Source organism: Bacillus sp. TH22, from assembly GCF_016651015.1.
GTDB classification, from domain to species: domain Bacteria; phylum Bacillota; class Bacilli; order Bacillales; family Bacillaceae_G; genus Bacillus_A; species Bacillus_A mycoides.
In genome coordinates this window covers 281,112-296,220 of record NZ_JAEKER010000002.1, presented here as the reverse complement: position 1 = coordinate 296,220, position 15,109 = coordinate 281,112, and the positions used below count along the sequence as shown (strand labels likewise).

The 15,109-nt window shown below is 34.7% G+C and carries 11 protein-coding genes and 1 pseudogene; 11 read left to right on the top strand and 1 reads right to left on the bottom strand.

Going from position 1 to position 15,109, the window contains the following annotated elements:
• The first annotated feature begins 2 nt into the window (after positions 1 to 2).
• The 8 genes and pseudogenes from JFU18_RS29150 to JFU18_RS29120 all read left to right on the top strand — a co-directional run bounded on the left by JFU18_RS29150 (position 3) and on the right by JFU18_RS29120 (position 9,213).
• Entirely contained in the window at positions 3 to 278 is a 276-nt protein-coding gene (locus JFU18_RS29150) for a hypothetical protein (RefSeq protein WP_016093911.1), read from the top strand.
• On the top strand, positions 271 to 3,510 hold the full coding sequence (locus JFU18_RS29145; RefSeq protein WP_201035048.1) for an LPD25 domain-containing protein: 3,240 nt from the start codon (positions 271 to 273) through the stop codon (positions 3,508 to 3,510). Before JFU18_RS29150 ends, JFU18_RS29145 begins: the two co-directional genes overlap by 8 nt.
• A 144-nt stretch (positions 3,511 to 3,654) precedes the next feature.
• Positions 3,655 to 3,789, top strand: coding sequence for a hypothetical protein (locus tag JFU18_RS30285; protein ID WP_002090372.1), 135 nt, complete (start codon positions 3,655 to 3,657; stop codon positions 3,787 to 3,789).
• A 15-nt stretch (positions 3,790 to 3,804) separates the two neighbouring features.
• Positions 3,805 to 6,461: pseudogene (locus JFU18_RS29140) on the top strand (type IA DNA topoisomerase).
• 85 nt (positions 6,462 to 6,546) lie between these two features.
• Positions 6,547 to 7,527: a DUF3991 and TOPRIM domain-containing protein gene (locus JFU18_RS29135; RefSeq protein WP_016093914.1), complete on the top strand. Its 981-nt coding sequence runs from the start codon at positions 6,547 to 6,549 to the stop codon at positions 7,525 to 7,527.
• Complete coding sequence (locus tag JFU18_RS29130) at positions 7,520 to 8,182, top strand: restriction endonuclease (RefSeq protein WP_201035049.1); 663 nt, start codon at positions 7,520 to 7,522, stop codon at positions 8,180 to 8,182. Before JFU18_RS29135 ends, JFU18_RS29130 begins: the two co-directional genes overlap by 8 nt.
• 302 nt (positions 8,183 to 8,484) lie before the next feature.
• Positions 8,485 to 8,673 (top strand): hypothetical protein, encoded by a 189-nt coding sequence (locus JFU18_RS29125; RefSeq protein ID WP_033728951.1) that lies wholly within the window; start codon positions 8,485 to 8,487, stop codon positions 8,671 to 8,673.
• A 297-nt stretch (positions 8,674 to 8,970) separates the two neighbouring features.
• Positions 8,971 to 9,213: a helix-turn-helix domain-containing protein gene (locus JFU18_RS29120; protein ID WP_002130397.1), complete on the top strand. Its 243-nt coding sequence runs from the start codon at positions 8,971 to 8,973 to the stop codon at positions 9,211 to 9,213.
• 392 nt (positions 9,214 to 9,605) lie between these two features.
• On the opposite strand, the gene JFU18_RS29115 is transcribed toward JFU18_RS29120, so the two are convergent.
• Entirely contained in the window at positions 9,606 to 9,962 is a 357-nt protein-coding gene (locus JFU18_RS29115) for a hypothetical protein (RefSeq protein WP_050592189.1), read from the bottom strand.
• Positions 9,963 to 10,195: 233 nt separating this feature from the next.
• On the opposite strand from JFU18_RS29115, the gene JFU18_RS29110 reads away from it, so the two are divergent.
• From JFU18_RS29110 to JFU18_RS29100, 3 genes are all read left to right on the top strand, one after another.
• A complete protein-coding gene (locus tag JFU18_RS29110) occupies positions 10,196 to 10,345 on the top strand; it encodes an RNA chaperone Hfq (RefSeq protein WP_201035069.1) in 150 nt (49 codons plus the stop codon).
• Positions 10,346 to 11,484: 1,139 nt separating this feature from the next.
• On the top strand, positions 11,485 to 12,546 hold the full coding sequence (locus tag JFU18_RS29105; RefSeq protein ID WP_201035050.1) for an alpha-xenorhabdolysin family binary toxin subunit A: 1,062 nt from the start codon (positions 11,485 to 11,487) through the stop codon (positions 12,544 to 12,546).
• A 227-nt stretch (positions 12,547 to 12,773) separates the two neighbouring features.
• Positions 12,774 to 15,074, top strand: coding sequence for a hypothetical protein (locus JFU18_RS29100; RefSeq protein ID WP_201050434.1), 2,301 nt, complete (start codon positions 12,774 to 12,776; stop codon positions 15,072 to 15,074).
• Positions 15,075 to 15,109 lie beyond the last annotated feature (35 nt).

Genomic DNA, 15,109 nt, shown 5'->3' with positions numbered 1-15,109 from the left:
AGATGTTATTATTTCGTGAAGATATCGCATTAGGAGTCATTAAAGAAATTGGAGAAGATGAAATTGTGTTACTTGTAAAAGAGGAAGAACTAACAATTAAAATTACAAGAGAACAAGTGAGAGAACTGGCAATCCATGTCATGAATCAAGAAAATATGTTAGTTCCGGTTAATGTAAAAACTCATGAGCTTTTCTTTGATACAGCTGAGAGATGGAATGAAGAAGAAATGGAGGAATTGCAAAGAGCGAGTGAAAGAGTAGGAGAAGATCATGAGTAACAGTTATAAGAAAAAGTATCAAACGAAATCACCGGAAGAAAAGAAAGAAGCGGTGCAAGCTTTAACAAAAAAGATGGAAAAAAGCGTAGAAGGTTATTTTCGTACACCAGGAGATTTAAAAGATTATTTAACGTTTATGGCAAAGTTTTATCGCTATTCACCATCTAATATTTCATTAATACAGAGTCAATTCGAGGGAGCCAGGGCAGTGGGTTCCTTTTCTTTTTGGAAAGAAAAAGGATTTCCGGTTAAGAAGGGTGAGAAAGGAATTAAAATCCTTGTTCCAAACCGAACTGTAGCAAAATTTAAAGACAAAGAAGGCACTTGGAAAACAGTAACTAAAGCAAGTGAGGAAGAGAGAAAACAAATCGAATCTAAAAGTGTAGAAGTGATACCTGGTCGCTTATATTTTGCTGTCGGTCATGTGTTTGATGTGTCCCAAACGAACGCAAAAGCGGAAGATCTCCCTCGTATTTTTCCGAATCGTTGGCTAGAAGGAAGTGTAACAGATTACAAGAGTTTGTACAGAGGAATGGAAGCCGTTGCGGAAAAGAACGGTGTGAAAATTATTGCACCAAAAGCAGAGTTGGGTGTTGCAAAAGGTGTGAGCTATACCTTAACAAAAGAGGTTGCTTTGAATCCTAGAAACAGTGAATTACAAAATGTAAAAACACTTCTTCACGAATTGGCGCATGCCAAACTTCATACAGCAGAGACACATATGAACTACACAGCACCAGAAAAAGAGTTCCAAGCAGAAATGACGGCTTATGCAGTTTCTTCTTATTTTGGGATTGATACGAGCGAATATTCTTTGGGGTATTTAGCGAGCTGGACACAAGGAAAAGAAATGAAAGATAAAACGAAATTGTTAAAAGAAGTACATGAAACTTCAATTGAATTTATCGGAACAATTGAAAGCACGTTGGAAAAAGAAAAAGAAAAAACAAACGAAAAAGGAGTAGATCATATGGCAAAACAAGTGACTGAAAATAAAGATGGAAATGTAAGAGACAATTTCGAAATTTTAACAGGCATTCAACAAAATGCGCAGCGACTTATTGATGAAAGACTAGGATTAAATTTTGAAAAACATTGGGAAAACTATGAAATTCAACTTTCAGAAGATAGTCGTGTATTAGAAGAAATAAACCCTAATGTTCGTTTGAATTTAAGGGAGATGGAACAGATCGTTTATGAATTTGGTACAAACAGAGAACAAGATGCACTTAAAAAAATTACAGATACGTTAGAGCCATATTATGAAGCTGATTTGTTAGGAGATAGTTTCAATGATATACCACTTGCTAGGGTTTCGTTAGATCGTGAAAAGAGTTTAAAAGTCGATTGTGTTAATGAGTATGTGAAAGAAAACCATAAGGATTTTTGGTTTCAAAATTCAGTGAGCCTAGCTTTGAATGTAATTAATCACCGAATTTCAACAGCGCATAAAGAAGTAATGAATAATGATATTGAATATAAAGGACTATATCCAAAAGACGAATCAGAAGTGATTTATTGCCAAGAAACAGGTAAGCCATTACAGCAAAATGAAGAAGTTTTTCATGTTGAGGGTCATGGATATACAGTAGCAGAAGAGGCAAGTTTTAAAGGTCTAGATAAAGAGGATGGGTATTATACAACGATTGAATATGAACATGTAGAAGAAAAAATACTTGCACCAATTGGACTAGAAAAAAGCGATCAACCTAGTCTTGTAAATGAAAAACAGAATGGAAAAAATATTTTACTAGTGGAATACATGAGTTTAAGTAATACGACACAAGAGCTTGTTTCTGTTGCAGAGTTAAGGGAACAAGCAGATAGGAACCGTGCGTTTGAACCTGTAGAAGGTGCAGAGAAATTGAGTGATAAAGAATTTATTGATGCATTTAACGAGGCGAATCAAGAAAAATATGCAGCACTAAATCAGAATGAAATTAATCGACCAACTATGCTAGTTCAATGGAGCGACAACGAAACTTTTAAAAATAATCAACTGATCCCATTTGGAGAAGCCAATGAAAAAATGGCTGAAGTCATTTCAAGTATTGAAAAAGCAAGAGAAGAAGCTAAAGAAAGAGGTCAAACCATCCCTTACGATCAAGCTCGTTATCATATTGCCATTCCAAAAGAAGTTGATAGGGATTTTGGGAGAATGGAGCTTGTGAGTATGGATCGTATGAATATGGGAGATGGGGACTACAAGACACCGTATGAACAAGTATTAAACGAGAAAAGGTATCTATCGGATGAAGTGAAACAAGCGTTACGAGATGAGGTAGTGAATCATAGAAATAACAAAGAAATACCGATGGAAAAAGAACAAGAAAATCCATTAGAAAATTCGAAAGAGATACCCAACCATTTAGTTACAATTGAAGTGTTGGCGAAGGATATGCAAGATGAAGAGGTTGCACGAATCCACATGATGGATGCCGTTACGAAAGATATAAATTATTTATCTGTATGGAATCAAGATAAAACAGATCCGGAAGATTTATATGTTTCCCTAATGGAAAAGAACGGGAAACGTGAAAATGTCTATTTGGATAATATTTTGAAGCCAGATTTATATGAAAAAGTTCAAAATTCTATTTTTGATGGAAGAGGAAATTTATCATTTGTCATTCATGAAAAGGATGCAAATATGAGTCTAGATGAAATCGTAAAAGATGAACGGTATGGACTCTTAGTTGATAAAGCGGAGGCACAAAAAGATCACTCATTTAATGAAAAAGAAGTGGAACTGTATAAAGAAATGAAGAAGGATGGATATGCACCTATTGTCTCTTTAGATCAACAAATTCAACCTTCAAAAGAAAAAGAATCAACTACATTAGATAAGGACTTAAGCCGAAAATTCGAAGCATACAGACGTTCACAATATGAAGAAACACCAGATAATATTGATAGTATTGTCACTCGTGTGAAAGCTGAGGAGCGGTATTATACAACAAAGTATGTTTCGATTGATAATGAGCTGGTAAGCCAGGAACACGTTGTGAAATTAGAGAACCAGGTGAATGAGAAGCTTGGGAAAGAAGGAATAACGGTGAATCAGTCTACAACTTCAAAGGAAATGGATGTAGATAAAAAATTTCAGCCTTTAAACGGAAAACAAACGAATAATAAAGAAAAAGACAAGGAGCCAGAGCCAGGTAATGTAGAACAGTCGAAGGCTACAAAGAAATCAAGTAGAAAAAAAGAAACAATGGAAATGGAACGATGAAAAATTTTATAAATGGTAAATCAGATTAAATCATTTTTTGTTACTCAATTGAGAAACGGAAAGTGATTTTTTTATATCTAAAAATGAAAGAGGGTAAAAGGAAAAGCCCTCTTTCTCATTTGTAAAACGAAAGGAGCGAATGTCATGAATGTATTGCTGTTTGGGGGCTGTATGTTCCTTGTAGCTGTCTTTTTGAACATGTTGTTATTATTCGGTCACAGAGTAATGAAAAAGCGGAGAAATAAGAAATGGAAGCGTGAAACTGAAATTACAGATTAATAGGAGGTATTACGTATGGGGAAAACATTGTTTATTGCAGAAAAGCCGAAAGTAGCTGTTGAATTATTAAAATCACCTAGATTTAGAAACTCACAAAAGCATCCAGGAAGCAAGCCATATTATGGCTACTATGAAAATGAAAATTACATTATTAGTTGGTGCCGAGGGCATTTATTAGAACTAAAATATCCGGAGGAAATGGATGAAAGATACAAAGAATTTAATTTTAATCACTTGCCAATTATTTTAGAGCCGGAATATAAAGCGAAATCAGATAGTCTTGAACAAATTGAAATACTGGTTAAGTTGTTAAATCGTCCCGATGTAGATCATGTGGCAAACGCTTGTGACGCGGATAAGGAAGGTGAGCTTATCTATCGTGAAATAGTTGAATATGCAGGTGTGAACAAGCGAGAATCTCGCCTTTTTATCTCTTCCTATGAGGCCGCAGAGTTAGAGGGAGCATTGAACCGATTAGAACCAGGAAAGACTATGAAGCACTTGCTCAATCGGCTAAAGCAAGGCAATACCTGGACTATATTCTAGGAATTAATGTTACGAGAGGCTGTACATCAAAACTAGCAAAAAACCAATTCTTATTGGCTTCTGGTCGTGTTCAAATGTGTATCTTGAATGAAATCCGTCAAAGGGAAATTGCAATTCAAAACTATAAAGAACAAACCTATTACAATTTGAAGCTACTAACCGAAAATGGTTTATCACCAGTAATGAAAACAGAAGAACAACTGATAGATCCATCGCCACTACAAAAGCTTGGAGATAGCTTGAAAGGAACGGATGCAATCGTAACGGAATTTAAAGAAAGTACGAGAAAAAAGAAACCAAAATTATTGTATAACTTAACTGACATTTACAAAGATGCTCACGCCAAACTGAAGATAAATGCGGAAACAGCAAAGAAACATATTCAGAGTTTGTATGAAGAAGGTTTTATTACTTACCCTCGCTCTTCATCTAGGCATTTACCCACTGAGCAAGTGGAACGAGTGAAGGAAGTAATGGCAGCGTTAGAAAAAAGCTCCTATGCAAATCTTGTACAACAAGTAATCCCATCTTCTATTACGAAAAAACACTCTACATTTAATGATGAATTAGTCAGTAGTCACTTTGCCATCATCCCAACAACAAAATTATATGTCGGGACCAACCGAAATCCATTAGAAAAACAGTTATATGACTTGATTGTAAAACGATTTATCGGGAATTTTATGAAACCAGCAATCTATCTGGTGAGAGAAGTACATTTTATAGATCAAGAGGGCAACACATACAGTACAAAAGAAAAGATCCTCCAAGAGAAAGGGTTTCTAAGTGTGTTTCAAGAGGATATAGAAGAGGGATCAGTTGAAGCATTTCAGATACCTATTTTACGAGAAGGAGATTCTTTCAGAATCGTTCAGTATGACTTGATTGAGTCTCGAACCAAGAAACCAGCCTTTCATACGGAAAGTTCCATTTTAACCTTTATGGAGACAGCAGGGCGTAAATTAGATGATGAACATTTGAAAGAACTTATGAAAGGAAAACGGATTGGGACAGTCGCAACGGAAGAAACGTTTATTCCGAAATTGTTAGAGCGAAGCTATATTGATGTTACCAACAGTCAGATTCGAACCACTAATATTGGTCGTGCGTTTATAGATGCTTTTCCGGTAGATGAAATCAAAAATCCAGCTTATACGGCTGAAATGGAAGGGATGATCTACATGATCGAAAAGAAAGAAATGAAATATGAGGAATTTGTAGAGCAAACAAATACGTTTGTAAAAGACACGGTGGAACAATTAGGCGCAATGGATGATAAGGTGTCGGATAGCATTATTAATACTTGGAATCAACAAATTGAAGTGTGTAAATGCCCTTGTAGAAAAGGAAAAATCCTTCATAAAGGCAATTTTTACGGGTGCAGTAATTATCCGGAATGTGGAATCTCCTTACCGAAAAAAATTAAAGAAAAAGCGATTCCGGAAGCGCAAGCGAAAAAGCTGTTCGAAGATAAGAAAACAGATCTTTTAAAAGGATTTAAGTCCAATGAGAAAGAGTTTGCCGCTTATTTAGTGTTACATGAAGGAAAAGTAAAATTTCAGTTCCCAACACAAGAGGAGCTGTCATTTGGTAAATGTCCAAAATGTAAAAAAGGGGATATGCTTCATCGTAAAACATTTTATGGATGTACGGAGCATAAAAATGGATGTGATTTTATGTTACCAGCCAAGATGAAAGGGAAAGCAATCCCTGGTAATCAGATGAAAAAGTTAATTCAATATAAAACAACGGATTTTATCAACGGCTTTCAAGGAGAAAAGGGAGAATTTACAGCAGCTATCTATATGGAAGCGGACGGAAGTTTGAAATTCCGTTTTCCAACGACTGAAGATCGTACAATTGGCAAATGTCCATTATGTAAGAGTAGAGTTCTTGTAGGGAAAAGTAACTACTTATGTGAGAAATACAAAAAAGGCTGTGACTTCATTATTTTTGGTACATTCTCTGGTAAAAATCTAAGTAGTAACCATGTGAAAAAGTTATTAGAAAAGAATGTGACAGATCAGATCAAGGGGTTTATCTCGAACAAAAACGGGAAAAAATTTGACGCTCGTTTATCATACAGCGTACAGGAGAAGCGATTAAAATTCTTATTCGGCAAATAAAAATTGAATGCATGTAAACGAGGACTAGGAAATGGAATAGTCCTCTTTTTTATTTCATTTTATAGAGTAAAGGGGGGATTCCGTAATGGCACATGTCAGTACGGAGGATGCGATGAAAGCAAGAAAAGTTGACTTGGTTTCATATCTGGAAGCAAAAGGAGAAACGTTTAAGAAAGAAGGAAACTATTATCGTCATACGGAACATGACAGTCTCATCATTAAAGGGAATCAATACGCCTGGAATAGTCGAGGGGAAAAAGGATATGGAGCGATTAGCTTTGCGATGATGTACTATGACATGACATTCCCTCAAGCTGTGATGGACATTCAGAAGGGGGACTACAAAGAATTTGATCGTTCAAAAGCTGAAGAGGAACGCAAAAAAGAGCAGCAGCCTTTTAGTTATCCAAAACACTTAGAGGTGCCGAAACAAACAGAAATCAAGCAATACTTAATTGATGAGCGGAAAATAGATCCTCGCCTGGTGAACTGGCTGATTAAAAAGGATCTTATCGTCCAGGATAAGAAAAACAATGTCGTGTTCAAATGGAGAGAAGAGGGTGGCAAAGGGCAAGTAATTGGAATGAACCGTCAAGGCACTGTAAAAATGGAGAATAAAAGAGGCAGCTTTAAACAAATCGTCCCGAATTATGAAAAAATCAATGCAGGTTTTACGGTTGATGTGGGTAAGCCGGATAAGATCTATTTTTATGAAGATCCAATCGACATGTTATCTCATTGGAGCATTAAACAAAATAATATCCAAAACGCTCGCCTGGTTTCTATGCATGGTTTGAAGTCCAAAACAGTGATTGAATCTTTAATGGATGCGAAAAAAGAAGGGCACGATATTAAAGAGGTCATTATGGCAGTTGATAATGATAAGGCTGGGAGAGACTTCATTCAAACGATGAAATGCTTTGTAGATCTTAAAGAGGATATTCCAAAGAATGAAAAAGAAGATTGGAACGATGTCCGGAAGAAACAAGTGAGTGAGCAACAGGTAAAAGAAACAGCACAACCAAAGAAAGTAAAACCAATTAAAGAGGTGGAGAGAAGTGTCTAATCTACCAGAAATGCCAAACATATTACAAATTTTGATTTATGGTTTTATCCTTTATGTTCTTTTCCGTATTTGTAAATTTATGTACCGAAAGTTTCGGGAGCGAAGAATACTGAAGCGAATAGCTAAGTCCGGTATTCGCTATATAGACAAAATGGACGGACATCAATTCGAAGTATATCTAAAAGCACTCTTTCGAGAGTTGGGGTATTCTCCAACAGTCACAAAGCAGTCAAATGATTTCGGAGCGGATCTGGTATTGAAGGGAAAAAATCGTATTGTCATCCAGGCGAAACGATACGGGATGAAAAATAGAGTTGGCATCAGTGCCGTACAAGAGATATATGCAGCACAAGCCTATTACAAAGCACATGAGGGCTGGGTTGTAACAAACAGTGTATATACAAGACAAGCAAAAGAATTAGCGGAAGCTTGTAATGTAAAACTAATCGATCGTGTAGAACTTCAGAAATTGATTAATAAAATTAATCCCGAATATTCGGCTGAAGATGTGTATCAAGGGGTAACACCTGCAGAACGGAAATGTCCAACATGTAAACATAATTTAGTGGTTCGTAATTCAAATAAAACAGGAAATAAGTTTTTTGGTTGTTCTCAATATCCTACATGTACACATACAGAACCAATTAATACATGAGCTGTGATGAAAATCCGGCTCTTTTGTTATTTTTAAGAATTAATAAAAAAAACATACTCTCATCAAAAAACGGCTTCTCAGATTCCGTTATAACAAATGTTTATTTAGAAGTGAATGACATAAGACCTAAACAAAAATAAATGTGTTATAAGCGAAAGTAAGCAGTTTAAAGCGAGTTAAGGATGTTATTAAGAAATTTTTATAAAATATCTAAAAAACACATAAATAACCTTGTAAGGTTGTCTGATTTGTTATAAAGTAGCCTTATAAGGTTATTTTATAGGGATAAGGAGTGAGGAATATTGGAGAGTACAGTAAAAGAAATCATTGATGATTTAGAGTATCTGTTCAGGAATGGAGAAATTGGCATAGAAGTAAGTAATCCGACTTACTATCAGAGGTTTTGCAAAGTACTGGATGCAACAGAAATGCGCTATGATTTACACATTCATGAATATGATGAGGATTCCCTAGTTGTTAAATTAGTGTAAAATACAAATGTTTTAAGGGGTTCATTTTCTTGAAGTATAAAAAGGGAATGGGGAGGAAAAGGATATGAAAATTGGTACATCTGAATGGCTTTCTCTTAGTAAGGATATTAAGCTGAAGTTGATCCGTTTGGCTGTCATAGATAGTAAATATAAACAAGCAAAATAAAAACCCTTCATTTGCTTAACAGCAAACAAAGGGCTTAGTTAATGAGTGACTGAAGAAGAAGGAAATCTAGTCCATTTCCTTCTTTATTTATTGTAACATAAAAGGAAAAGCACAAACAAAGGAGAATTCCCATGAAAGAAATTAATAAATACATGACACCATCTGAAGCAGCTTTTTATTGGGGGATTCCTCGTGAGACAATTAAGAATAAATATAGCCCCTCTCTAATGAATGAGAAGCAAATAAATGATTTAGAGCGCATGTTACAAGAAGGTTTAGTGAAGTACTTTTTGCATCCGGAAGGGAAGCGTAAGGAATGGATTATAAGCCGGCAGGCAATGTATGAATGGTTTGGAGAACCAAAGGACAAGTAAGAAAGGATGATAAAAATGCAAGAGGAAACATTTTCTCTGTGGGGAAGTTTCAAGAGTGCATTTAGTTTGATTATTTGGTTTTGGATTGTTATGTTCTTGATATTTGGTGAAAGCTTGCTAAAATAGAATCGAGTCGAATGTGAAAGACCCTTAGGCATCCCTCATAGATTTATGGTCTATGGGGGATTTTTCAATAGAACACACAATAATTTCACGTACCGTATTTATTAATAAAAAACTATACAACAAAAAAATTCAACATTCTCGTCTTTGACCATGTACACGTGACATGAAGTGTGCCATTCCCAACAATATGCGGAACAAAAGGTAATCAACGAGTAATGGCGTTCACACGCTATTACTCGTCTTTTTTTTTCGTAAAGAGGTATTCTTTATTTTTCGTTGCCCTCTAAATCAACAGGTATTTCAACCGTAATTGGTTCACTATTATATTCTCTATTACCACGAGTTACTTGATATGAAACCTGAATCGTCCCCCCCGAATTAGCCTGTATAACTTGTGGAGGTATATTAAATTCAAGTGAAAATTCGCCATTAGTTTCAGCTTTATCTATCGTATAGTCGAGTGTGCGACTACCCCAATAAAGTTGAATTTTATCTCCAACTTTCATGTTTGTATAAGGAGGTATCGTAACTTGAACACCTTCTCTTGCATCTTCTATATCAATCATGTCAATATCCAAAGGCGTTAATTCCTTTTCAGAATCATTTGATTTATTAGTAGTCATCCTTATCTCTCCCCTTTAATTAATAATTAACGCGTACCACGATATTACTTCTGTTTTATGTAAGCTTATACCTTTTTATCTTCCTGTAGGGGTCACCATATAAATGAATGGTTTTTTTCAACAAAGGTACTTTTGCTAATCCAAGTAACGGGGTACTCTAGTTGAACAAAAATTAATTTGTATCCCCCACAGAAAATACATACTCCGTAGGCTTTTTATAATCAGCTAGTTTCATTTCTTCCGTACCCCTAAAAGAGAAAAAAGGGGATATCATTATATTTTTAAAGAATGGAGTTCCCATACGTGGGCAGATCCTTGCAACGGATAAATTTACTGTTCTTATGATGGTTCATGGTAAGCAACAACTAGTCTACAAGGCCTAGTGACAGGGTTCCTGCTCTAGTCCACATCTACGGTAGAACTTGGACACACACAAATCATGCACAAATTAAGGACAAACTCAAAAACTCTAATTGTAAAATAAGAGTAATACTTCTCCATCCAGAATCAGATTTTATTAGTGGGCTAACTAGTACTTATAACTGTTCTGAGGAAGAAATAAGAAAAAGAATTACAGATGTAGAGAATATTTGGAGAGAGATTTATCAAGAAAAACAAAGAGTAAAAAGAAGAAAAACTCAAAGCACACTTGATCTTTACTATACAAAATTTCTTCCTATGCACTCACTATATAGATTTGATGAAAATTTGATTCAAATCCAAGCTAAAACCACTCCTGGTCGAAGTGGTGACTTAACCACTATTATCTGTAAAGAAAATGCTAAAGCTGATAACTTATACAATAAATATATACATGAAATAGATGAACTTATTGAATTTTCAGAACTAGTAAACTTAGAAGCAACGAGACAAGCGACTCAAGCTTAAGAGGAGATTTTTCTCCCCTTTTTTACGTTTTGGCATTCCCCTTGCTTTTGGACAGAGGCTGGTCGGGGGCGTAGGGATCAAGAAATACCTCTAATAAAGGGGGACGGAAACGATTCAGGGAATGAGGGGCAACTCTGGGATTAAATTACAATTTCAAAATTTAAACAAAAACTGAAAGTAAACTTTTTTAATGTTCATTTAGTGAAAATGAGTTTTACAAAAGTATGAAAATAGAAAATTGGTACAAACCAGACTGTATTATTACCATTATGTCAAAAAGAACTTGTAGTAATTACTACAAGTTCTTTTTGCTTTTTATTATAAATTAGAAAGTAAACTTTTGAATATTAGAACGGACTTCTAATATAATTCATATTCTGAATATAGTGTTCTCTAATACGGAATATATGGCCACTAAAAAATATATTTCTCAATTCTAGATTAGGATTTTGTGAATTATACTGAATGGGTATCAAAATAACCAAATTAAGGGAGAGATGGATTGATTGTTGAACTTGTATTCTACTTTACTATGTACAGTTTGAAGTTCGAAATATTGGACGTATTTTTTGCTATAGAAGGAGTGCGTACAATAATATAATTTCATTTTATAAAATAGAAAGGGTGTATTGTTATGGTAAAAAAAGATATTTCAGCAAGAGATCTTGGAGGTAAGGAGGATGCTCCTTTTTTACTAAAAAAAGATGAATGGATTAAAATTCAAAAATACACCGGTGATGGTGCATATTTACCTGTAAATGTTAATGAGATGCGTAAAGCTTTAGCGTTAGAAAACACAGCAGAGCTTCCAGACTTCGGAGAGCTGTATACGGTTAATACAAGCATTAAAGGACATTGTAAAAACTGGAACGATACTACCTATAGAGAAATTCTTGATGTTGCGAATCAAATTGTTAATTATTCAAGAAGAGCGGAAGTTTTCTATGCACCCTTACTTGATTACTTACCGGATATTTTAGAAGGTGATACTGTGGCCTTAGAAAAGTTCCAGAAAATTTGTAAAAAATTAGCGAGTGAGGCGGAAGATTTCAGTGACCATGCTGAAACATTAGCGAAGACCGTTAAACAGTTCGCTGATGATACAACAAATGATTATAAAAACTTAATAAATGTTAAGGTTAAATATGATGCATTGTATGGAAAAAATAGCGAAGAAGAAATAAAACTTAGAGCTGAAGTAGAAAAGTTGCGGGAAGAGTTAGAAAAATATATAGAAGATTACGAAGATTACGAATCGGAATCTTGGTTGTCTTTATTACTTGGTCCTGTTTTTGGTTTTATATTAAAGGGAATTCTCGACAGTACGCATGGGCAAATGTTAAAGGCTAAAGTTGATGCTACAAAACAAAAAATCGAAGCAACATGTGCAACTATACAGCGAAATGTTTATTTAATGTCTTTACTCGATAAGGCAGATGTTGGAACAGATAAAACCCAAAAACAAATTGAGGAAGCTCTTCCTGTAATTAATAAAATCAAGGCGATTTGGTCTGCTCTTCATAAGGACCTTTTAACACTTTCAACTATTACAATGAAAGATATTCATGATGATCCGGAATTTGCCGACCTTGGAATTGAATTAGCGATTATGCAATGGGTAAAAGTAGGTAAACAAGCAGATGATTTCCGAATTAATGCAGATGTAGGATTTATAGTTGATCAATATATTGCATAAGTATAAAGACATTGAAAGGAATTAATAGGCCGGAGCAACTAGAATATAACTATGTGTTATCTCAAATAAATAATCTTTATTACGTAAGTATAACAAATGAGCGAGTACAACAAATAACTTAACCGTTAATATAGGGATAAAAGGAGCTAAAGAATCAGAAATTGAATTCTCGCTTGTGTAATATTTAACTTCTTTTGTCCCTAATTTTATGTAGATGGGGGAAATACATGTTAGCCCATAAAGTGGATTATAAAAAACTATATGAAGAATTGTTGAATAATCAGCATATCCCAGGAACTTTTTACTCAAGTACTACGAAAACAAAATATGAAATTCGCAGTTTATTTGTTGATTTAGGTGAAGTATATAAGTTTATTGAGGAAAATCAACTAACGCCAAATATGATTTCGATTTTTGCAGATGTTGTTCGAATTCCTGATAAATTTAACTGTACTTTAAAAAATATGCAACTAGTTATCCGAACAAGACGTGTGGAAATTGAATCAGATGGAAAAGCAGAGATTCGACTAGATTACAAAGATGGAAGTAAGCTCGCACAATTGACGATTTATGGACTTGAGCTTTCTGGAACGTTACATGCTATTCCTATCTACAATCAAAGTTCCCCATCGCCATATCCAATAGAACTGAGAAATAAAGGCGTACGTTTGTCCGATAAAGATGGTACATTCACCAAAGAAGAAATTACGTATGTAGTTCCTACACCTCAATTCCCAAAACTATTTATGTCTGTTTTCCAAGTAGCTTGTCTATTTTATGAATCTCAACCGGATATTGCAGCTGATCAGTTAAACTGGTTGAAAACTTTTACAGCTCAATATAAAGATTTAAGTTCATTGTGTATACAAAGCACTGCGTTACTTACCATTTTAACCGCTAACCATGGTGAGAATACGTTTGTTCCACTTCTGGATAAAGATCTTTATAGGGATGAAATTAATGCTTTCTTGGCGGCAGCACAACAGTTTGAGGAACAATATCACCGTTACTTAGATAAAAACCTAGCAATTGCAGATCGAAAGGCAGCAGCTACTCTTATGCTCCAGCATGAACAGGATACATTGTTATTTAAAGAAACACTAATTAATCAAGCAAAAGATAATCTGAGAAGTGCTCAAAATGCTGTTGAATCATCTTTGTATCAATTCGAAAAACAGCAACATGTTGTAACAATAGCTAAAATTGATTTCGAGTATGGGCTTAAAAAGTATCATTATGAACAACAAATGAAAATGGCTTTTAAAATGGTGAGCGCCGTTCTTAATTTTGCAGAATCTATAGGCTCGATAATTGCTACAGGAGGGACTGCAGCACCTGGAGAAATTATCGATATAATTAATAGTTTAAAAGAAGTAATAGAAGCTGGAGGTCAGCTAGCTGCATTAGCGCAATCATTAAAAGAATGTATGGAGAAACTTAATGAATTAGTTGAATTAATTAATAAAATATATGCACTAGCTGCAGAGATATCAAAAGCATCTACGGATATGGAGTTCTCAGAAGAACTCTTAAAAAAAATTCAAGAAAATGAGTGGGAACTTCCTAAAGAGGATCTGACTGGAGAGGCAACGTGGAAAATATTTCAGTTGAAAATAGCTGCTGCTTTAGAAGATGCCATTAAGAAAGAAGTTGAGGGGGCTAGAGAATATCTACTATCATTAGATATTCTAGCTGTTTATGGTCAAACACTTGCTTCGAATCAAGTTATTATCATTCGCTGTAGTCAAGAGCTATTTCGTCTGTTGCTAGAAAAACATATTCATCAAGCAGATCTTGCGAGATTGAAAGAGTATATTAAGAATCTTGAAGGGCAAGAATCTGAAAACGAAGAAATGGAACAAAAATTATATCAACGCTATTTAGATATGAAGCAAATTCTATTTGTAGCTTTAGCAAATTATAAACATGCTTATAAGTATTGGGCTCTTCGCGATTCAGATGTAAATCCTAATATTTTAAAAGATGTATCAGAATTAAAAGTGGATGTTGCTACATTACAAAAGGACTGTATGGAGGCCTTAAAACAGTTTAATCCACCACCTCAACCATTTCAAAATCGAACAATAGAGATTACAGATTCTAATGCTTTGAAAACCCTGAAGGAGACAAGAGAAGCTTCTTGGGAAATCAACCTAAATGATTCGTTTTTTGAAAACGAGTACCGTGTTCGACTTAAATTAATGCGAATTTGGTTAGATGGAGTTGACGCTACTTCTAAAGTACAAATACGGATCACGAATTCGGGACATTATTATGATGATTATAAAAATAAAAAGTTTCAATTTAATACAGAGCCCTTTAATCGAGGTTTTAGCTATGTAGGTTCAACGATTATTACTGATGGCACGATAGCAGAGGAATTTGCTTATGATTACTTTATTCCAAATCCTTTTACAACTTGGACAATTAAAGTACAGGATGGGCCAGATCTTTCTAAGATTACAAAAATCCGAATGGAACTAGCAGGATCTCTTGTTGCTAATTACAAGAAAAAAATCCTGTCTTAAATGCTCTAATGGAATCTTTTTAAAATGGAATAAGC